The organism is Lacibacter sediminis, assembly GCF_014168535.1.
Lineage (GTDB): Bacteria > Bacteroidota > Bacteroidia > Chitinophagales > Chitinophagaceae > Lacibacter > Lacibacter sediminis.
In genome coordinates this window covers 4,852,380-4,873,082 of record NZ_CP060007.1, presented here as the reverse complement: position 1 = coordinate 4,873,082, position 20,703 = coordinate 4,852,380, and the positions used below count along the sequence as shown (strand labels likewise).

Annotated in this window: 17 protein-coding genes; 11 read left to right on the top strand and 6 right to left on the bottom strand. The window is 40.3% G+C overall.

Annotated features, from left to right (window positions below; translation table 11 throughout):
- Positions 1-29 precede the first annotated feature (29 nt).
- The 5 genes from H4075_RS20650 to H4075_RS20630 all read right to left on the bottom strand — a co-directional run bounded on the left by H4075_RS20650 (position 30) and on the right by H4075_RS20630 (position 7,144).
- Positions 30-1,712 (bottom strand): GMC oxidoreductase, encoded by a 1,683-nt coding sequence (locus H4075_RS20650; RefSeq protein WP_182802703.1) that lies wholly within the window; start codon positions 1,710-1,712, stop codon positions 30-32.
- Positions 1,713-1,721: 9 nt separating this feature from the next.
- Positions 1,722-3,407 (bottom strand): GMC oxidoreductase, encoded by a 1,686-nt coding sequence (locus tag H4075_RS20645; protein WP_182802702.1) that lies wholly within the window; start codon positions 3,405-3,407, stop codon positions 1,722-1,724.
- A gap of 97 nt (positions 3,408-3,504) precedes the next feature.
- On the bottom strand, positions 3,505-4,407 hold the full coding sequence (locus H4075_RS20640; protein ID WP_182802701.1) for a hydroxypyruvate isomerase family protein: 903 nt from the start codon (positions 4,405-4,407) through the stop codon (positions 3,505-3,507).
- Positions 4,408-4,429: 22 nt separating this feature from the next.
- On the bottom strand, positions 4,430-5,656 hold the full coding sequence (locus tag H4075_RS20635) for a nucleoside permease (protein WP_182802700.1): 1,227 nt from the start codon (positions 5,654-5,656) through the stop codon (positions 4,430-4,432).
- A gap of 216 nt (positions 5,657-5,872) precedes the next feature.
- A complete protein-coding gene (locus H4075_RS20630; protein WP_182802699.1) occupies positions 5,873-7,144 on the bottom strand; it encodes an MFS transporter in 1,272 nt (423 codons plus the stop codon).
- 257 nt (positions 7,145-7,401) lie between these two features.
- Between H4075_RS20630 and H4075_RS20625 the strand changes: the two genes are divergently transcribed.
- From H4075_RS20625 to H4075_RS20580, 10 genes are all read left to right on the top strand, one after another.
- The gene (locus H4075_RS20625) at positions 7,402-9,150 is read left to right on the top strand and encodes a GMC family oxidoreductase (protein ID WP_182802698.1); all 1,749 of its coding nucleotides are present in this window, start codon (positions 7,402-7,404) and stop codon (positions 9,148-9,150) included.
- 11 nt (positions 9,151-9,161) lie between these two features.
- Positions 9,162-9,839 (top strand): gluconate 2-dehydrogenase subunit 3 family protein, encoded by a 678-nt coding sequence (locus tag H4075_RS20620; protein ID WP_182802697.1) that lies wholly within the window; start codon positions 9,162-9,164, stop codon positions 9,837-9,839.
- Between the two features lie 28 nt (positions 9,840-9,867).
- Positions 9,868-11,286, top strand: a complete 1,419-nt coding sequence (locus tag H4075_RS20615) for a Gfo/Idh/MocA family protein (RefSeq protein WP_182802696.1) — start codon at positions 9,868-9,870, stop codon at positions 11,284-11,286.
- A gap of 187 nt (positions 11,287-11,473) precedes the next feature.
- Positions 11,474-12,631, top strand: a complete 1,158-nt coding sequence (locus tag H4075_RS20610) for a Gfo/Idh/MocA family protein (protein ID WP_182802695.1) — start codon at positions 11,474-11,476, stop codon at positions 12,629-12,631.
- A 22-nt stretch (positions 12,632-12,653) separates the two neighbouring features.
- Positions 12,654-13,709 (top strand): sugar phosphate isomerase/epimerase family protein, encoded by a 1,056-nt coding sequence (locus H4075_RS20605; RefSeq protein ID WP_182802694.1) that lies wholly within the window; start codon positions 12,654-12,656, stop codon positions 13,707-13,709.
- Between the two features lie 132 nt (positions 13,710-13,841).
- Entirely contained in the window at positions 13,842-14,252 is a 411-nt protein-coding gene (locus tag H4075_RS20600) for a c-type cytochrome (protein ID WP_182802693.1), read from the top strand.
- 2 nt (positions 14,253-14,254) lie between these two features.
- Entirely contained in the window at positions 14,255-15,028 is a 774-nt protein-coding gene (locus H4075_RS20595) for a 3-keto-disaccharide hydrolase (protein ID WP_182802692.1), read from the top strand.
- 145 nt (positions 15,029-15,173) lie between these two features.
- Positions 15,174-15,479: a hypothetical protein gene (locus H4075_RS20590; protein ID WP_182802691.1), complete on the top strand. Its 306-nt coding sequence runs from the start codon at positions 15,174-15,176 to the stop codon at positions 15,477-15,479.
- A 732-nt stretch (positions 15,480-16,211) separates the two neighbouring features.
- On the top strand, positions 16,212-16,733 hold the full coding sequence (locus H4075_RS20585; RefSeq protein ID WP_182802690.1) for a hypothetical protein: 522 nt from the start codon (positions 16,212-16,214) through the stop codon (positions 16,731-16,733).
- Positions 16,734-16,947: 214 nt separating this feature from the next.
- Positions 16,948-18,588: an ABC-F family ATP-binding cassette domain-containing protein gene (locus H4075_RS20580; RefSeq protein WP_182802689.1), complete on the top strand. Its 1,641-nt coding sequence runs from the start codon at positions 16,948-16,950 to the stop codon at positions 18,586-18,588.
- 122 nt (positions 18,589-18,710) lie between these two features.
- Here H4075_RS20580 and H4075_RS20575 read toward each other — a convergent pair whose 3' ends face one another.
- Positions 18,711-19,889 (bottom strand): T9SS type A sorting domain-containing protein, encoded by a 1,179-nt coding sequence (locus H4075_RS20575; RefSeq protein WP_182802688.1) that lies wholly within the window; start codon positions 19,887-19,889, stop codon positions 18,711-18,713.
- 488 nt (positions 19,890-20,377) lie between these two features.
- Here H4075_RS20575 and H4075_RS20570 point away from each other — a divergent pair, with 488 nt between their 5' ends.
- Complete coding sequence (locus tag H4075_RS20570) at positions 20,378-20,686, top strand: RNA recognition motif domain-containing protein (protein WP_182802687.1); 309 nt, start codon at positions 20,378-20,380, stop codon at positions 20,684-20,686.
- Positions 20,687-20,703 lie beyond the last annotated feature (17 nt).

Sequence of the window (20,703 nt, the reverse complement as noted above, 5' to 3'; positions counted from 1 at the left end):
ATTTAAAGAATTGCTTAATTATGTTGTATTTAAATATTCCCTTTTTTTAATTCTTTTACGGCAAAATCAGCAGCACGAGCTGTTAGCGCCATATACGTTAAAGAAGGATTTACACAGGATGAACTTGTCATACATGCACCATCAGTAACAAATACATTCGGCGCATCCCATACCTGGTTGTTGCGATTTAATACCGATGTTTTTGGATCACGACCCATACGGGCTGTTCCCATTTCATGAATACCGTGTCCCATTGCGTGACCAGAATCATAGGTAGAAATATTCTTTACTCCTGCTGCTTCAAACATTGCCTGCAGATCTTCTTTAATATCCTTCCGCATGTTTTTTTCATTTTCCTTCAACTCGGCATCCATCGATAAAACAGGTAAACCCCATTTGTCTTTTACTTCTTTATCCAGCGAAATTTTATTTTCATGATATGGAAGTATTTCACCGAAGCCTGTTGCACCTATTCGCCATCCGCCGGGTTCAGCAAGTGCTTCTTTCAGTTCGCTGCCAATAGCAAGTTCAGCAACAACTCTTCCCCAACCTTGCCTGCTTGCGCTTCCCTGGTAACCGTAACCTCGTACAAAGTTTCGTTGCTTATCGCCGGGAGTGTTGGCAAAACGGCTAATATAAAATCCTGCAGGGCGACGACCATATTCAGTTACATTTTCATAACCCTCTATTTCACCACTTACTCCAAGATTATAATGATGGTCCATAACGTTATGACCCAGCTCGCCGCTACTGCTGCCTAAACCACCGGGCCATATATCAGTTGCCGAATTAAATAAAAGCCATGTAGAGTTTAACGCCGATGCACAAACGAAAATAATTTTTGCCTTAAACTCATAGGTTTTACTATCCATGCTATCCAATACTTCTACACCTGTTGCTTTCTTTTTGTCTTTGTCGTAAAGGATCTTCGTTACTATTGCTAGTGGTCGAACAGTAAGATTGTTTGTTTTTACAGCAGCAGGTAACGTTGAAGACTGCGTGCTGAAATAACCACCAAACGGGCAACCTTCCCAGCAACGGTTACGAAACTGGCAGCCAGGTCTTTGATCGTGCGGCACTGTGATATTTGCTACACGACTATTGATCAGGTGCCTTTCACCTTTATAAAATGCTTTGATCTTTGCTGCAACATCTTTCTCAACAATGTTCAATGGAACGGGAGGAAGAAATTGTCCATCGGGCAGATGCGGTAATCCTTCAAGTGAACCACTAATGCCAGCAAATTTTTCTACATGATCGTACCAGGGAGCAATGTCATTATAACGGATGGGCCAATCAATACCAAAACCATCTTTTGCGTTTGCTTCAAAATCGAGTTCGCTCCAACGATAACTATGTCGGCCCCATAAAACAGAACGTCCACCCATGCGGTAACTGCGCCACCATGTAAAGGGTTTTACTTCTGTATAAGGCGAATCTTTTTCGTTAGCCCATGCATCCATTACACGTTCATTGGCGGCCCAACCTCTATGAATAACAGGATAGTCTTCTTTTTGCTGCTGGGTTGTTTTGCCACGATGATCAAATTCCCAAGGCATTTTGCTGGCAGTTTTATAATCGGTGATATGTTTATGTTCGGCACCACGCTCAAGCATGAGCACTTTCAAGCCTTTTTCACAAAGCTCTTTTGCTGCCCAGCCGCCGCTAATACCCGACCCGATTACAATTGCATCAAATGTGTTATCTGCCATGATCGTAAATTAGAGATTGCCTTTTTTCAATTCGCTAACAGCAAAATCAGCTGCACGTGCTGTTAATGCCATATAAGTTAAAGAAGGATTTACACACGATGCTGATGTCATACAGGCACCATCGGTAACAAATACATTCTTTGCATCCCACACCTGGTTGTTGCCATTTAATACGGATGTTTTTGGATCACGACCCATACGTGCCGTACCCATCTCATGAATACCCATACCAACTGCATAACCATGATCGTAAGTATTTACATCTTTTACGCCTGCTGCTTCCAGCATTTCTTTTGCATCATTCATCATATCCACCCGCATCTTCTTTTCATTCTCTTTTATCTCCACATCCATTTTCAAAACAGGTAAACCCCATTTATCTTTTACGGTTTTATCGAGCGATATTTTATTTTCATGATATGGCAACATTTCACCAAAAGCGGTAATACCCATATTCCATTCATCATTAGGTACACTCATCGCATCTTTCAATTCGGCTCCTAACGTCATCTCTGCAACTTCAACACCTCTTCCTCTGCCTGCACCACCCTGGTAGCCAAAGCCACGGAGGTAATCACGTTTATCGTCATAAATGTTCCTGAAACGGGGTACATAAACACCTGTGGGTCGACGACCATAAAGATATTTATCGCTAAAGCCTTCCACCTTGCCACTTGCTCCACACCGGAAATGGTGATCCATTACGTTATGACCAAGTTCGCCACTGCTGCTACCTAATCCTCCTTCCCATACATCAGTTGCAGAGTTCATCAATACCCAGGTAGAGTTAAAAGAAGATGCACAAACGAAAACAATCTTCGCTTTGTACTCATATGTTTTGTTTGTTTCTGCATCAAGTATTTCAACACCTGTTGCTTTCTTTGTATCCTTGTCGTATAGAATTTTTGTAACGATGGAGAAAGGACGAAGCGTTAAATTACCTGTGGCCATCGCTGCAGGCAATGTAGCCGATTGTGTACTGAAATATCCACCAAAAGGGCAACCTCTCCAACACCTGTTACGATATTGGCAATTGACACGATTGTGATGGGGTTGTGTAATATTTGCACTGCGGCCAATAATGACATGTCTTGAACCTTTATAGTGTTCGAGCAAGCGTTTCTTTACTTCCTTCTCTACGCAGTTGAGTTCCATGGCAGGCATAAAATCGCCATCAGGTAAAACTTCCAAACCATCTTTACTGCCTTGTATGCCTGCAAATTTTTCTGCATAGCTATACCATGGCGCTACATCATCATAACGGATTGGCCAGTCAACAGCAATACCTTCTTTGGCATTTGCTTCAAAATCCCATTTGTTGAAACGATAACTCTGGCGACCCCACATTAATGAACGACCACCTACATGGTACCCTCGAAACCAATCAAAACGTTTTTCTTCTGTGTAAGGGCATTCTTTATCCTTTACCCAATAATCAAGTACCGTTTCGTTTAACGCATAATCACGTTTCAGAACAGGATAATCTTCAAGCATCTGCTGCGTTGGTCTTGCGCCTCTGTGTGGGAATTCCCAGCTTTCTTTGGTAGCATTTACATAATCCTTGATGTGTTCAATATTACGTCCACGCTCAAGCATAATGGTTTTTAAACCTTTTTCAGTAAGCTCTTTGGCGGCCCATCCGCCGCTGATTCCTGAGCCAATTACAATGGCATCGTACACATAATTATCCGGCATATTGTCTTATTTGAGTGGTTATAGTTTATTTGAACTAAGCTTTTTATGATACAGGTGAATCATCAACTCACAGGTGACGATTCACGGCTGATGTTCCTCACACATCACATCTCCTTACCGCATCTTTCAATGCAGCAATTTTTTCTTCTTTTGTTTTTCCGGTAGGTATATATTCCTGCGCCACATATCCTTTGTAACCTGTTTCAAGAATAGCTTTCATAATAGCCGGGTAATACAGTTCCTGGTTTTCAATGATCTCATGACGACCGGGAACACCGGCTGTATGGTAATGACCAAAGTATTGATGATTCTGTTTGATCGTATGAATTATATCGCCCTCGCTGATCTGCATGTGATAAATATCATACAGGATCTTGAAGTTGGGTGAACCAAGACGTTTACACAATTCAATCGTCCACTTTGTATTATCGGCCATATAATCTTTATGATCAACTTTGCTGTTGAAAACTTCTATCTGAATGATGACGTTATGCTTTTCTGCCAAGGGCATGATCTGTTTCAAACCTTCCACACAGTTCTGCAAACCGGTTTCCTCATCCATGCCATTCCGGTTACCGCTGAAGCAGATGAGGTTTTGATAACCTGCTTCAGCCACCAAAGGAATGGTTTCTGTAAAAGCAGCAATAAGCTGTGGATGATTTTTTTTATCATTCCAGCCTTCTGTTAAACTGATCTTGCCTTTGGTATAGCACATGGAGCAGTGGATGCCATGTTTTTTTGCAATGGGCCATTCATCGGGTGTAAGCAGATCAATAGCTGAAAAGCCCATCTTTTTTACTTCCACACATAATTCTTCGAGTGATAAGTAACTATGTGTCCATTTACAAACCGAATGGTTGATGTTCCCTTTTAATTTATAATTATCTTCTCCCATAACTCTTTCTATTGTACCTGCACTTACAGCATTACCTGCAGTAACAGCAACTGTTGCTGCAGCAAATTTCTTAATGGCTTCTCTTCTTGATGATTGTTTTGACATGAATACTGTATTCTTTAAAAAATTAAGCGGTCTTATTTGTTTTTTCATTTTTAAACAGCAAGGCAAAAATCAGAAATACCACAAAAGCAATTCCTGCCGGAATGAGCCAAACCATTTTGTAATCCAATGTTCCGTCTGCTAATTTGTAGCTATCGGTAATTTTTCCTGCCACTGCAAAACCTATCAACATACCCAAACCATAAGTAGCCAATGTAATTAGTCCCTGTGCTGCACTTTTATGTTGTTCGCCTGCTTTTGAATCGGTATAGATCTGTCCGGATACAAAGAAGAAATCGTAGCAAATACCATGCAGGGCGATGCCTATTAGTAACATAAAAGTAAGATCGCCGGCATTGCCGTATGCAAACAACACATATCGTACTGCCCATGCCAGCATACCTACTAAAATTGTTTTCTTAAAACCAAAGCGGTTAAAGAATACGGGTAATAACAACAGGAATAATACTTCCGATCCCTGGCCAATCGTCATTTTACCGGTTGGGTTTTCAACGCCGATGCTTGAAAGAAAAGAATTTGTATTCTGGTAATAGAAAGCCAGTGGAATACAGATAAGAATGGAAGAGATAAAAAAGATGAGAAAGTTTTTATCCTTCAGCAGTTTTAATGCATCCAAACCAAGAATATCGTTTACAGTAACTTTTGAGCCTTTCCCTTTAGGAGGAGTTTTTGGCAACGTGAAACTGAATAAACCAAGTACTAATGATGCAACACCTGAAAGCAGGAATGTATTTTTCAATAAACCTTCCTTTGTTCCTTCTGCAGAATCCCAATGAAACAGATAACTGATCAACAAACCCGCAGCGATCCAGCCGAGTGTACCAAACAAACGGATCACTGAAAATTCTTTTTCCGGATTTTTCATTTGATTGAATGATACAGAGTTTACCAATGCCAGTGTAGGCATGTAGCAGATCATGTATATTAATACATAAGGATAGAAAACGGCGATATTATCGGCATTGTACATCTGGTACATCAACACTGCCCCTATGATATGCAGTACACCAAGGATCTTTTCTGCATTTACAAAACGATCAGCAATTAACCCGATAATAAACGGAGCAATAATAGCGCCCCATGATTGTGTTGAGAAAACCTGTCCTGATTCAGCGCCGGATGCAGACAAGTTGTTATTTAAGAAAGTACCCAATGTTACAAACCATCCTCCCCAGATAAAGAACTCAAGAAACATCATTAGGGAAAGCTGTACACGGGTAGTAGAAGACATGCGCAATCGATTTAAGTGGTTGGTTAAAGTTCAAAAATACAATGGCTGAATATTGGCTCAACCACAGCTTGGTATGAGGTCTTAAATTTAGGGTATTTCTGCATTGCGGGAACCGATTTTTTTAGAGTTGTTATTGCAATCGTTTGAAATGTTAAGGAATATTAAGCCTATGGTACCAAGCATTAATTGCTGATTAATGTTAGTTGAATAATAGTTTTATGCAGTTGTTAAACTTTGTTTGCTTTTGCCACGCATGTAAAAGTATAAACCAGCAAATGCAATAATTAATATTATGGGTATAATGAGAGTGGCATTAATGATTTCCGGTCCAGCTGTAACTTTTGCCTGCGCTAATGCTTTTCCCATTTCAGAATCTGCAGCTGCAGCATTGTAGTCGACTAAGTTTGAATTTGCAGGAAGCTTGGCGATGAGCTTTTCATCATAAAACTTACCCATAAACATCATATAAACAGAAACGGCAAACATACCGGCACCACCCATCAGGTTTAGCCCCACAGCTCCCGTCTTTGGTAAATATTCTGCTACAAATCCCAACATGGTTGGCCAGAAAAAGCACACACCCATTCCAAACACAATTGCTCCTATGAAAAGAGTGTTGCCACTGCTGTGTCCTAATAAATACAGACCTGCAGCAGATAAAATAGCTGATATAAGTAATACACCTGTTGGTGAAAGCCGATGAACAATTGGTTCTGCAAAGCCCCGCCCTATCACCATAACCAGCGTGGTTACAGTAAGGATGAGAAGAGCGTTGTCTGTAACATTTCGAAGTAATACATCGATCCATTGGCCAGTGAACAATTCAGTGATAGCCGTACCAAACATACAGATGATCATGAAGATAAATAATGGATTGCCCAATGATTTATACATCTCACCGGTGCTTATACCAGCAGCTACACGTTCTGTAACCGGGAACTTTAATTTTAAAAACAGAAATCCATAGATAAGCGTGGGTATGAGCATTGTACCCACCTGCACCTGCCAGCTGATACCAAATTTTGAGAAATAATAACTGATCAACGTTCCTATAACAATGCCGCCGGGGAACCACAGATGGAAGTGATTTAACTTGGTGGTTTTATTATCGGGGTATAATGTAGTTACCAATGGATTACATGCTGCTTCCACAGTACCGTTAGCGATACCAACTAATAGCGTGGAAAAGAATAAGCTCCAGAAGCCGCCGGCAAAAATGGTTAGTAAAATACCTGCAAGGTGAAAGAAAAAAGCAAGTTCTAACAATCGCTTCATGCCAATGAAATCAACAACCAGCCCGCCGATGATTACAGCAAGTGGGAAGCCCCAAAAAGCTGTGGCAGCTATCGTACCTAATTGTGTAGCACTTAAATTAAAATCTGTTCCCAGTTTCCCAAGAATACCTGCCCTGATGCCAAATGATAAAGAGGTAACTAATAATGCAAGGCAACTGCCAAGAAATAGTTGATTACGGTTAATGGAATTCATTCTACAATCGTTTAAAGTTTAGGTTGGTCGAAGAAAAAATAAATTTAGGCTATTTCCCAATTGAGAAACCTGAAATTTTTAAAGAGGAATTGCAAAAGTTTGAAATGTTAATGAATATCAAACTATGCTTACAATCATTAATTACTATTTTATCTTACCGCATCATTTTTAACAATGATTGTATCATAAGTACGTATTTTGAATTTGTTGTTTTCATTAAGTCATTACCTTTAGAACCTTCAAACCAATTGCATGTCATGGGAGATTTCCAGGTAAAAGTTCAGCCCAAAAGTTACGATGTTGTAATAGTTGGCTCAGGCGCAGGTGGCGGTATGGCTGCCTACGAGTTAAGTAAAGCAGGATTGAAAGTGTGTTTGCTCGAAGCAGGCACCATGTATGATCCACAGAAAAACATCACACAATTAAAAAATCCGTGGGAGAGTAAACGTCGTGGCGCCAGTACCAAGCATCGTCCATTTGGTGATTTTGATGCATGCTATGGTGGATGGGAACTTGATGGCGAACCATATACAAAAGAAGCAGGAACAAAATGGGATTGGTGGCGTGCTCGTATGTTAGGTGGACGTACCAATCATTGGGGCCGTATTTCTCTCCGCTTTGGTCCAAAAGATTTTAAACGCAGAAGTATTGATGGCTTGGGTGATGATTGGCCAATTGGTTATGATGATGTAAAACCTTATTACGACAGAGTAGATAAACTCATCGGCATATTTGGTACTAACGAAGGTTTGGAAAATGATCCTGATGGATTTTTTCTTCCACCACCTAAACCACGTTTGCATGAACTGTTTATAAAGAGCGCAGCAACCCAGGCTGGTGTTAAAGTGATTCCTTCACGCTTATCGATTCTCACAAAAAAAATAGAAAGCACAACTGAAAGAGGTGTTTGTTTTTATTGTTCGCAATGCGGACGTAACTGCAGCATGGCAAAAGCCGACTTCTCATCCACCAACGTATTAATCTATCCTGCACTTAAAACCGGAAATGTTGATGTTATTGCAAATGCGATGGCACGTGAAGTACTTACGAATAAAGAAGGGCTGGCAACAGGCGTTAGTTATGTAAACAAAGATGATCTCAACGAGTACCAGGTAAATGGTAAAGTGGTGATCCTTGCTGCAAGTGCCTGTGAAACATCACGATTATTACTCAACTCAAAATCGCCACGTCATCCAAACGGATTAGCGAACAGCAGCGATGTGGTTGGTAAATATTTGCACGACAGTACCGGTGCTGCATTAGGTGGTGTATTACCCAAACTCTTCGGTCGTAAAAAATACAATGAAGATGGTGTAGGCGGCATGCATGTGTATTCGCCGTGGTGGTTAGATAATAAGAAGCTTGATTTCCCACGTGGTTATCATATTGAATACTGGGGTGGCATGGGTCAACCTGCTTATGGTTTTGGGATGAATATTCAAATGTTGAATGGCAAATATGCCGTTGCAGGTAAACAAAAAGAAGCCGGTGGATATGGTGCTTCGTTGAAAGAAGATCAACGTTATTTCTATGGTGCCAATGTTGGTATGGCCGGCCGTGGTGAAGCCATTCCTTTAGAAAGTAATTATTGTAAAATAGACCCGGATGTAGTAGACCAGTATGGTATTCCTGTTCTGAAGTTTAATGTAAAGTGGAGTGAGCATGAAATAAAGCAGGCGAAGCACATGAAGGAAACCTTTAAAGAAGTGATGCACAATATGGGTGCCGTCATTACCTGGGGTGGCGATGATGGTCCTGAAAATGATTATGGATTGGAAGCACCGGGAAAAATTATTCATGAAGCAGGAACTGCACGCATGGGTAACGATCCTAAAAAAAGTGCATTGAATAAATACAACCAGGCACACGATTGTAAAAACCTGTTTGTAGTTGATGGTGCTGCATTTGTATCGCAGGCCGATAAGAATATCACGTGGACAATTTTGGCATTGAGCATGCGTGCAAGTGAATACATTGTTGATCAACTTAAAAAAAATAATCTCTAACGAAATACAACATGAAAAGAAGAGATTCCATCAAAGCCATTTTAGTTGGTACAGTTGCATCATCGGTATTGGTTGATGCATGTAAAACAGCTGATGAAAAAGCAAACGCACCAGAAGCTTCATCTTCAACAACGCCTGCAAGTACGATCGATCGTACAAAAGTGGAAGCAGAGATTGAAGCGAAGCTGATGGCGGAAACATTCTTTACGCCACACGAAATGGCCACTATCACCATACTTGCAGATATCATTATTCCGAAAGATGAAGTAAGTGGCAGTGCAAGTGAAGCAGGTGTGCCTGATTTTATTGAGTTTATTGTAAAAGATATGCCGCAAAACAAAACTCCTATGCGTGGTGGTTTGCGTTGGCTCGATCTGGAAAGCAGTAAACGTTTTCAAAAAGCATTTAAAGATTGCAGTGCACAACAACAGATCGCTATTGTTGATGATATCGCCTATCCTGAAAAGGCAAAACCGGAAATGAAACAGGGGGTTGCATTTTTCAATCTCATGCGCAACTTAACCTCTACAGGTTTTTATACATCAGAGATTGGTGTAAAAGATCTCGGCTATATAGGTAACAGACCTAACCAATGGAATGGTGTTCCTGATGATGTGTTGAAACAATACGGATTGGCTTACACCGAAAAGGAATTAAAAGAATGTGTTTCGTTTGATGCCAAGGCATAATATTTTATTTGACCCATAAACAACTTACATGAGCAACAACAAAACAAGACGGGATTTTCTACGTACCGGAACTATTGCTGCAGCAGGTTTCTTTATTGTACCACGACATGTATTAGGAGGGCCAGGTTATATCGCACCGAGTGACCGCTTAAATATTGCCGGTATTGGTGCCGGTGGTAAAGGTGCCAGTGATCTGGCTGAATTTGCGAAGAGTCCGAAAGTAAATATTGTAGCTTTTTGCGATGTGGATGAAGCACAGGCTGCAGCTTCTGTTAAGCGTTTCCCGAAAGCGAAATTTTATTACGATTTCCGTGAAATGCTGGAGAAAGAAAAAAATAATATTGATGCAGTATCAGTATCAACTCCAGATCATACACATGCTATTGCAACGTTAGCTGCCATGGAAATGGGCAAACACGTTTATGTGCAAAAGCCGTTAACACACGATATTTACGAAGCACGCATGCTCACTGAAGCTGCAAAAAAATATAAAGTGGTTACACAAATGGGTAACCAGGGTGGTAGTGGCGATGGTGTACGTTTAATGAAAGAATGGTATGATGCCGGTCTTATTGGTAAAGTAACCAGCGTAAATGCATGGACCAACCGACCGGTATGGCCACAAGGTTTGGCAAAACCAACCGGCACACATGCTGTTCCTGCAAACTTCAAATGGGATCTGTGGGTAGGTACTGCAAAATATGAAGATTATAACCCGGCTTATCATCCATTTAACTGGAGAGGTTGGTGGTCGTTTGGTACAGGTGCATTGGGCGATATGGCTTGTCATATTATGGATCCTATTTATCGCATCTTACCTATTCTATATCCTAACGAAGTAGAATGCAGTTTGCCAAATCAGTTTACTGCAGCATGGACAGAAGCAGGATATATTGACAGCTGTCCGCCGGCATCCATAATTCATCTCAACTATCCACGTACCGATGGAAAGGGCCAGATAAAAGTTACCTGGATGGATGGTGGTTTATTACCAAAACGTCCGGAGGAGTTATTACCAGATGAAGCAATGGGTAACTGGGATGGCGGTGTGATCTTTGAAGGAACAAAAGGCAAGATGATGAGCGGTTGCTATGGTGAGAAACCAACGTTATTGCCAACCAAACGAATGAAAGAAGATAAATTGCCAAAACAAACATTGAAACGTGTGCCCGAAGGTCACTATGTACAATGGGTAAATGCTTGTATGGCTGGCTATGGTAATGGAGAAACAAGTTCACCATTTGAATATGCAGGTCCGTTTACTGAAAGTATATTAATGGGTAATCTTGCAATACGATCATGGATGATCAAGAATCCGAAACTCACAGGTTGGGGCGATAAATATCTTGGTCGCAAAAAATTATTGTGGGATGCTGCGAATATGAAGATCACGAACTTTGATGAAGCCAATCAGTTTGTAAAGAGGGAGTATAGAACGGGATGGTGATGAGTGATGAGTGAGTTCATCCCCTCTTTGGAGGTGGCGCTGGGTCTTACCAATGATAATAACTGAAAGGGGGTGGGTTGACGAATAGATTTGTTGCAGTATACGTGTGCGACGCAACAACAGCAACACAAAGAACCAAACGACGATAACAAAAAAAATCTTTTTTCATTTTAGAACGATTGATACTATGAACAGAAAATTAAGAATGGCCATGATCGGTGGTGGTAAAGATGCCTTCATTGGTGCAGTACATCGCCTTGCTATGAATATGGACGGACAGGCTGAACTTGTTGCAGGCGCATTAAGTGTGAACCCTGAAGTTGCAGTTGAATCAGGGAAACTGTTGTTCCTTGATGAGAGCAGAATTTATACAGATTATAAAGTATTGCTGGAAAAAGAAGCAGCAATGCCTGCTGATAAGCGCATTGATTTTGTAAGTATTGTTACGCCCAACTTTGTGCATTTCGATCCTGCAATGATGGCGTTAGAAAAAGGATTTAATGTAGTAATTGAAAAGCCGATCACATTTACATTAGAAGAAGCAAAACAGATCAAAGCAAAACTGGATGAAACCGGGTTGACATTATTGCTTTGTCATACCTACACCGGTTATCCAATGGTGAAACAGGCAAAGCAATTGCTGAAAAGCGGAGCATTGGGTAAAGTCAGAAAGGTTTATGTGGAGTATCCGCAAGGTTGGCTTAGTACCTTACTTGAAGCAGCAGGAAATGCACAAGCCAGTTGGAGAACCGATCCCAAGAAAAGTGGTAAAGCAGGTGCAATGGGCGATATCGGCACCCATGCTTTTAATCTTGCAGAATATGTTACCGGTTTAGAAGTAACACATCTTTGTTCCAATACGAATATTGTTGTTGAAGGAAGGATGCTTGATGATGATGGTGCTGCATTCTTAAAATTCAACAATGGTGCAACAGGTGTATTGATGGCAACGCAAATTGCAGCAGGTGAGGAGAACAATGTGAAGATCCGTGTGTATGGTGAAAAGGGTGGCATTGAATGGAAGCAGGAAGATGCAAATACATTATTGGTAAAGTGGCTCGATAAACCAGCAGAGATCTACAGAACAGGCGGTGGTTACAACAGTTCCTTTGCTGCACATAATACAAGGGTACCCGCCGGTCATCCGGAAGGTTACTTAGAAGCATTTGGCAATCTTTATCGCAACTTTGTATTAACTGTTCGTGCAAAAATAAATGGCGAACAACCAAAAGAAGAGTGGCTCGATTTCCCAAGTGTTAACGAAGGTGTGCGTGGAATGGCGTTTGTAAATAATGTGATTGAGAGTGGACAGAGTGATGTGAAGTGGAAAGAGTTTGTTGTTTAATCAGTAATTGATTTTTTAAAAAATGAAAACAATAAAAGGGCCAGCTATATTCTTAGCGCAGTTCATGGGCGATAAAGCGCCCTTCAACAGTTTGGAAACAATCTGCGAATGGGCTGCATCACTTGGTTTTAAAGCAGTGCAAATTCCAACATGGGAAAAACGATTGATCGATTTAAAGCTCGCTGCAGAAAGTAAAACCTATGCTGACGAGTTGAAAGGAAAGATCAACAGTTATGGTTTAGAAATTTCTGAACTCAGTACACACCTGCAAGGACAACTTGTTGCGGTACATCCTGCATATGATACCATGTTCGATGCATTTGCTGCCGATGAAGTAAAAGGCAATCCAAAAGCAAGACAGGAGTGGGCTGTGCAACAATTAATGTATGGTGCAAAAGCATCACAGAACTTAGGTATTACCGCTCATGCAACATTCAGTGGTTCGTTGTTGTGGCACACATTTCATCCGTGGCCGCAACGTCCTGAAGGTTTGGTCGATGAAGGTTTCAAGGAGTTAGCAAAACGTTGGTTGCCGATTTTGAATTACTTCGATGAATGCGGTGTTGATGTATGTTATGAAATTCATCCGGGTGAAGATCTGTTTGATGGTATTACGTATGAAATGTTTTTAGAAAAAGTAAACAACCACAAACGTGCATGTTTGTTATACGATCCATCGCACTTTGTATTGCAACAACTTGATTACATTGAATACATCGATCTGTATCATGAGCGCATCAAAGCATTTCATGTAAAAGATTCAGAATTTAATCCAAGCGGTCGCCAGGGAACATTTGGCGGTTATCAAAGTTGGTTGAACAGAGCAGGTCGTTACCGTTCGCCTGGTGATGGACAAGTTGACTTCAAAACCATCTTCAGCAAACTCACACAGTATGGTTACGATGGCTGGGCAGTGATGGAATGGGAATGTTGTATTAAGCATCCGGAAGATGGTGCAAGAGAAGGAGCCGAATTTATTAAAAACCATATCATTCGTGTAACTGATAAAACATTCGATGATTTTGCGGGTAGTGGAAGCGATGTTGCTTCTAACCGTCGTATTTTAGGTCTCGATTAATCAAATTTTCAACTTTAAAACAATAGATCATGAAATGAGTCATAAAAATTTCGAGCTAAAGTTTATCAACTGCGATGAAAATTTCATGGCGAATTCTATGTGACAATTTTCAAAAAAATAAAAAAAATACACATGAAAAAGATTTTATTTACCTCAGCTGTTATGCTTGCACTAATTGCCTGTGGTGGCGCCGGTACAGAAAATAAAGAGCAACCAAAAGAAGAAGCAAAGCAGGAAGCAGAAGCAACTCCTCCTTCGCCAAGTGATAATCCTGATTATGAAAAAGGTCTTGCCCTTGTTGCCAAACCTGAAAACCTTTGTTTAACCTGTCATAAGATCGATGAAAAAGTAATTGGCCCTGCTTACCGTGATGTAGCAAATAAATATGAAGCAACAGAAGCAAATATTAAAATGCTTGCGGAGAAAGTAGTGAAAGGTGGTAGCGGTGTATGGGGTGATGTGGCTATGCCGCCAAATGCTGCAGTAAATATTGCTGACGCAGAACAAATGGTAAAATATATTCTGTTACTTAAAAACAAATAAACATGATTCGTTCAATTTTAATGATTGCAGCCATGGGTTTATTTGCTTCCTGTAATAATGAAGGCGAAACTTCAAACACAAATGATACCTCAACAGCAGAACTACCTGCCGCAACACCACCTCTATTAACTGATGAGGAAGTGAAGGATGGTTGGGTATCGCTATTCGACGGACAAACTACCAAAGGATGGCACAAGTATGGCGGCACGTCGGCTGGCAATGCATGGAAAGTGGTGGATGGCACATTGCATCTTGATACTTCAGTAAGACAAGATGGAAAAATAGTTGACGGCGGTGATATCCTTACTGATGAAGAATATGAAAACTTTCATTTAAAAATTGAGTGGAAGATCTCTCCAAACGGAAACAGCGGTATCATTTTTCTTTCTAACGAGGATACGGCAAAGTTTAAGCATCCCTATGAATCAGGTCCTGAAATGCAGGTGCTGGATAACAATGGGCATCCCGATGCAAAGATCAACAAGCACCGTGCAGGTGATTTGTATGATTTGATTTCCGCTACACCGGAGACAGTAAAGCCTGTTGGCGAATGGAACCTTGCAGAGATCATTATTAAAGATGGCAAACTTGAACATCGTTTGAATGGTGTTACAGTTGTAACCACCACCATGTGGGATGACAACTGGACAAAGATGATCGCAGCAAGCAAGTTTAAACAATGGCCCGGCTTCGGTACATTTAAAAAAGGAAAGATCGTATTGCAGGATCATGATAATGCAGTATGGTTCAGGAATATCAAGATCAAGAAATTGTAACGTTATATTACACGTTAATAAACTGCAAAAGCTGTTGTACTGGAAGTGCAGCAGCTTTTGTTTTAACGGTAAGTTTTCATTTGAGTAATTAGATTACTGAAAAAATCAGATGAAACATCTTTTTATTACAATCATGATATCCTTCATGACATTGTTTGTTATGGCGCAGCAAACAAATACAATTGAACAGTATTGCACGGTGAAAATCTATTATTCCATTATTACTGAAGGAACAACCATTACGATTGATGAAGGTAATGATGATGATGTGATGCATCGGCTTGGTAAGCGGCTTCGGGATAGCAGTAATAACCTGATACGATTTAAGTCAGCTGTTGATGCGTTAAATTATATGGGTAAACAAGGTTGGAAATTAGTACATGCTGTGAGTAACAGTACTGACAATAGCGATTACCTATACCTCTTTAAAAGAGAAGTAAAGAAAGAATAATGAACTGAATTATCAACTTGATCCAGGTAAACGGACGTACAACATATCCTTACTCATCTTTATTGTATTCGTCTGTACGTTGTGCCGGCACCGTCGGCATAACAAGAGGGAGTGTTTAGTTGCAACTTGCCCGCTACTATTTGAACAAAAAGAGGCGTTGTAATTGAACTTTCATTTGTAGATAATGAAATATCTGAATCCGGCTTACCACATTCGTTACTTTTGTTTAGAAAGAACTTGCCTTTAAAAATCAATGAATCGTGAAGGCGTCGTTCAAATGTTCCATCGATAAGCAGTACAATTATATTACCGTTTCCTTCCGGATATATTGTAAGTGGAGTCATACATAACCCGCATACTCTTTTCTCTATTTCCCATTTACCGGCAACCTGGTTTCTTAAATTTTCAAGTCCATTATCTTTATTGCACGAAAAGAGAGTAACTGTGAACAGTATAATAAGGAAAGTATTTCTCACAAATAAGCTTCTTTAGTTCTCATACTGACAACTCATTTCTTAGCAACGTTGCATTCGTCAAATCTAATTTGAATAATCAAGCTGAAAGTCTATTCTGTTTATCATGTGCATTTCATCATTTTTTAATAGTAAATACACGGTCAAGTATTCATAACTGTGTCATTTTTTTAATAAGTGCGGCTATATATAACAGTTAGAAATTTTATTTTTTTGTTCAGCTACATTCACTTTTTTTTGCGCTCAAATTAAAATTCACATGAAAAAAGCATTCTTACTTTTTGCAATCGTTGTAAGCACAACAATTAGTGTTAACGCTCAGGCTCCATCCGGATTTCAATTCGGGGCTGGTCTTCGTCTTGGTCTTGCAGTTGGTGATTTCAGTAACACAAGTACCATGAGCATTGGAGGAGAATTACAAGGCGAATATGGTTTTTCTGAAAAAGCAAGTGGTATAATCTCTGCTGGCTATAATCATTTTCTCGGCAAGTCTGTTACTGAATCAGGCATATCAATTGTGTATCCTAATACAAGTCTTATTCCTGTTCTTGTAGGTGCTCGTTATTACGCTACGCCTAAATTTTTCATTGGTGCACAGGCAGGAATAGGGATTTTTACTGCTTATAGCGAATCTGTAACAGGTTTTAACTGGCAACCTCAAATTGGATTTAATACCAATAAAATTCAGATAGCATTAAACTACAATGGTCTTAGCAAAGATGGTATTACAACAAGTCATTTAGGACTTACCGGCATCTATAAATTTGGCGGTAACAAATAGTAGTATAAAAATAAATATCAAAAAGCCCCGGTTATTTAACCGGGGCTTTTGCTTTTTTAATCCTTTTGAACCAACGAGTTTAATTACTTTCAAACCCTTTCCCTGCCTGTTTTTCCATACCTTCGCAGCTTCAAAAATCTTACTGATGACATGAAAGCCCACAGAAACAAACATCTGTGAACGTCTGTGCAATCAGTGAGCAACAATCACAACTATGATCAGTGCAAGAAATATAACCCTCTCCTACGGTAAGCGGGTGTTGTTCGATGAAGTGAATATCAACTTCAGCAAGGGCAATTGTTACGGTGTAATTGGCGCCAACGGTGCCGGCAAGAGTACCTTTTTAAAGATCCTCAGCGGCGAAATTGAACCCAACAAAGGAACCGTTGAAATTACCCCCGGCGAACGCATGGCGGTATTGAAACAGAACCACTTCGAGTTCGATGAGCAAACGGTGTTGAACACGGTTCTCATGGGCCACAAGAAAATGTGGGAAGTGATGCAGGAAAAAGATGCGATCTACCTGAAACCCGATTTCAGCGAAGAAGACGGTATGCGTGCAGGTGAACTGGAAGGCGAATTCGGTGAAATGGGTGGTTACACAGCCGAAAGTGACGCTGCCGCATTTTTAAGCGGGCTGGGTATTAAAGAAGAATATCTCCAGAGTTTGATGAAGGAAATTCCCAGTAACCTGAAAGTGAGAGTGTTATTGGCGCAGGCATTGTTTGGTAACCCCGACATTCTGTTGCTCGATGAACCGACCAACGGTTTGGATATTGAAACAATCGGCTGGTTGGAGAACTTCCTGGCTGATTATGAAAATATTGTATTGGTGGTGAGTCATGATCGTCACTTTCTTGATGCTGTTTGTACGCATGTGGCCGATGTGGACCGTTCAAAGATTAAAGTCTTCACCGGTAACTATAGCTTCTGGTACGAAAGCAGCCAATTGATGGCACGCCAGATGGGCGACAAAAACAAGAAAACAGAAGAGAAACGCCAGGCTTTGCTCGACTTTATTGCCCGATTCAGTGCAAACGCTTCTAAAAGTAAGCAGGCCACTTCCCGTAAGAAAGCTTTGGAAAAACTCACGATTGAGGAAATTGAACCATCAAACAGAAAATACCCCGGTATTATTTTTCAGCCATTGCGTGAAGTAGGAAACCAGATCCTGAATGTCGAAAATCTGAAAAAGTCAATTGATGGCCGTGTGCTTTTCGATAAAGTAAACTTTACAGTTAACAAAGGCGATAAGATCGCTATCGTAAGTAAAGATCCTTTGGCGGTCACTCATTTCTTCGATATTATTAATGCAGAAGAAATTGCTGATCACGGTGCTTACGAATGGGGATCAACCATTACAAAAGCATATTTGCCTGTTGAACACAACAGCTTCTTTACCGAAGGGTTGAATTTGATGGAATGGTTGCGTCAATATGTGCCCAGTCATGTAACTGATGCAGATGAACCTTTTCTTCGTGGATTTTTAGGCAAGATGTTGTTTAGTGGTGATGATATTATGAAGAAGACCAATGTGCTGAGTGGTGGTGAAAAAGTGCGTTGTATGGTTAGTAAAATGATGATGCAGAATCCGAACGTAATTATATTAGATCAGCCAACCAACCATCTTGACCTGGAAAGTATTCAAAGCTTCAACGAACAATGTATAGAATATAAAGGTGTGGTGTTATTAACATCGCATGATCACACGTTCATGCATACAACAGCTAATCGTATTATTGAGTTAACGCCTGGCGGTATCATCGATAAACTTACAACCTTTGATGAATACCTGGAAGATGCAAGAGTAAAACAACTGCAGCAGGAATTATATGGTGAAGCAGTCACTGCATAATCACTTCAGTAATAAAATCAGAAAAGCCCCACATTAAATATGTGGGGCTTTTTCTTTAGATCTCGTTCAGGCTGAAGTAGAAACTGCTGCCCTCAGATCCGTACCATAAGAGAACCTAGAAATTATTTTACAAAGCGGTGTACTTCTGAAGTACCGTCGCTGTTTATGATTTGTAAAGCGTACACACCTACAGGCAGATTATTTACATCTAACACCTGTTGCTGTGTAGTGCTGTTGATTTGTTTTACGATGATACCGCTGTTGTTCACGATGCGGAGGTTACGGGTATCGTTGCTGAAGAACTGAACCATGATCTTGTTGCTGCCTAAACCACCAACCAAAGTTTGTTGACCACCGTTACCTTGTTTAATGATTGAAGAGTAGTCAATGCTGCCATCAAAATCAACCTGTTGCAAACGGTAGTAATACATCGTACCGGTTGCGTTCTTATCATTGAAAGTATAATCAGTAATTGAAGCAGTAGTACCTTGCGCCATTACCATACCAATCGTACGGAAACGGATACCATCTTCAGAACGTTGTACATTGTAGTGTGATGCATTTTGTTCTTGTAATGTTCTCCACTGTAAACCAACAGTTGCACTGTTTACACGTTTACCTGCAAAACCACCCCAAACTACAGGAAGAGGACCAGGAGCTGAAGATGAATTAGCAAAACCTAATTCTACTAATTGAGCTTCATTACCGTTACCCATTGTTCCAGACATGGTAACTGTACCTGTAACCACAAAACCGCCGGTTAAAGCCGATGATGGCATATACCAGTTTGAAGTACCGTTTGAGTTGCTGCGGGTATAGCTACCGATGATAGGCATCCCATCGATTGTAAGATCAGATACGGTTATAGTTCCGTTGTTTGGCGTTTTAATAGCCAATGTCAACATATTAATATTGTTTGCAGAAGCAATCTTACCGGCACTTGATAAATTACCAGACACGTTTGCGAATGATGAGCTTGTAGGGTTGCCGTTAACGGTTGTTACAGTTGTGAATGTGTTGTTGCCGCTGTTAAACGTAATGGTGAATGAAAACGAACCGGCAGTGCCATAAGTTAAATCGCCTGTTGCTTTGTTGCCGTTTGTAAGATCAGGAATACCTGTAAATACTGCAGCACTTTGGTTACTGTTTCCAAAATTCATTTTACGGTAACGAACACCCAAAAGAGATTCATAAGCTCCTGGATACTCACCAGTTAATAAAGATTGGGCGAAAATGTTGTTTGAGAGAAAAGTGAGGGCAATAACAATTGCACAAATTACGGGGGTAAATTTTTGTTTCATGGTACGGGTACGTTTAGTTTTCTAGTAAATACCCTAAGAAGTGCGATGGTAAAAAAACAGCTGAGAATTAGCTATTTAGTGTTGTATGTATCGTTCTCTAGGGGTAAATGCTTAGCAAAAGTATAAGGTAGTTTTAAATTATCCTAATCTTTTTCAGTATTTTTCTTACAGGGTATCGTTAATCTACGATTCAGGGTTCGTATTAAGCGCAGATAAGCAATTGTGGTTTAATGCATTAATTGGGACTCATTAGCCGTAAAAAATTTTAAAAAAAAGTTTAAACAGAGCCTTTAAAGGGTATTTACGATATTCCTGCAGCAGTATCCCCTTATCTTTGCGCCGTTATTTTGAGTTATACAGTGTTTTGTAAGTGAATCGTATTATCTGCTACGCCCTTGTCCTGAGTTTATCGAAGGATCTGCTAATAGTTAGTCATCTTTTACGCCCGTATTTGCTCAGATTTTTTAATTCAATGTTTAATTAACAACATGAACATTTATGTTTCTAACTTAAGCTTCAACGTAACTGATGATGACTTAAGAGGATTTTTTGAAAGCTATGGTGATGTAACCAGTGCTAAAGTGATCAACGACAAATTCACAGGCCGCAGCCGTGGTTTTGGATTTGTGGAAATGAGTGATGATGCAGCTGCTAAAACAGCAATCAGCGAACTCGATGGTGGTATGGTGGAAGGCCGTGCAATTAAAGTAACAGAAGCCAAACCACGTGAAGAACGCAGCAATAGCGACCGTCGTTCTTTCTCCGGTAACAGAAGCTTCAGCAATAACCGTTACTAATCTTGTTTAGATACCGA

Excerpts from the sequence above, each read along its gene's own strand:
- H4075_RS20610 (WP_182802695.1), top strand. The coding sequence starts at position 11,474 with ATGAACAGAAAATTAAGAATGGCCATGATCGGTGGTGGTAAAGATGCC.
- H4075_RS20595 (WP_182802692.1), top strand. The coding sequence starts at position 14,255 with ATGATTCGTTCAATTTTAATGATTGCAGCCATGGGTTTATTTGCTTCC.
- H4075_RS20605 (WP_182802694.1), top strand. The coding sequence starts at position 12,654 with ATGAAAACAATAAAAGGGCCAGCTATATTCTTAGCGCAGTTCATGGGC.
- H4075_RS20650 (WP_182802703.1), bottom strand. The coding sequence starts at position 1,712 with ATGGCAGATAACACATTTGATGCAATTGTAATCGGGTCGGGTATTAGC.
- H4075_RS20575 (WP_182802688.1), bottom strand. The coding sequence starts at position 19,889 with ATGAAACAAAAATTTACCCCCGTAATTTGTGCAATTGTTATTGCCCTC.
- H4075_RS20590 (WP_182802691.1), top strand. The coding sequence starts at position 15,174 with ATGACATTGTTTGTTATGGCGCAGCAAACAAATACAATTGAACAGTAT.
- H4075_RS20625 (WP_182802698.1), top strand. The coding sequence starts at position 7,402 with ATGGGAGATTTCCAGGTAAAAGTTCAGCCCAAAAGTTACGATGTTGTA.
- H4075_RS20585 (WP_182802690.1), top strand. The coding sequence starts at position 16,212 with ATGAAAAAAGCATTCTTACTTTTTGCAATCGTTGTAAGCACAACAATT.
- H4075_RS20580 (WP_182802689.1), top strand. The coding sequence starts at position 16,948 with ATGATCAGTGCAAGAAATATAACCCTCTCCTACGGTAAGCGGGTGTTG.
- H4075_RS20600 (WP_182802693.1), top strand. The coding sequence starts at position 13,842 with ATGAAAAAGATTTTATTTACCTCAGCTGTTATGCTTGCACTAATTGCC.
- H4075_RS20570 (WP_182802687.1), top strand. The coding sequence starts at position 20,378 with ATGAACATTTATGTTTCTAACTTAAGCTTCAACGTAACTGATGATGAC.
- H4075_RS20635 (WP_182802700.1), bottom strand. The coding sequence starts at position 5,656 with ATGTCTTCTACTACCCGTGTACAGCTTTCCCTAATGATGTTTCTTGAG.
- H4075_RS20615 (WP_182802696.1), top strand. The coding sequence starts at position 9,868 with ATGAGCAACAACAAAACAAGACGGGATTTTCTACGTACCGGAACTATT.
- H4075_RS20645 (WP_182802702.1), bottom strand. The coding sequence starts at position 3,407 with ATGCCGGATAATTATGTGTACGATGCCATTGTAATTGGCTCAGGAATC.
- H4075_RS20630 (WP_182802699.1), bottom strand. The coding sequence starts at position 7,144 with ATGAATTCCATTAACCGTAATCAACTATTTCTTGGCAGTTGCCTTGCA.
- H4075_RS20640 (WP_182802701.1), bottom strand. The coding sequence starts at position 4,407 with ATGTCAAAACAATCATCAAGAAGAGAAGCCATTAAGAAATTTGCTGCA.
- H4075_RS20620 (WP_182802697.1), top strand. The coding sequence starts at position 9,162 with ATGAAAAGAAGAGATTCCATCAAAGCCATTTTAGTTGGTACAGTTGCA.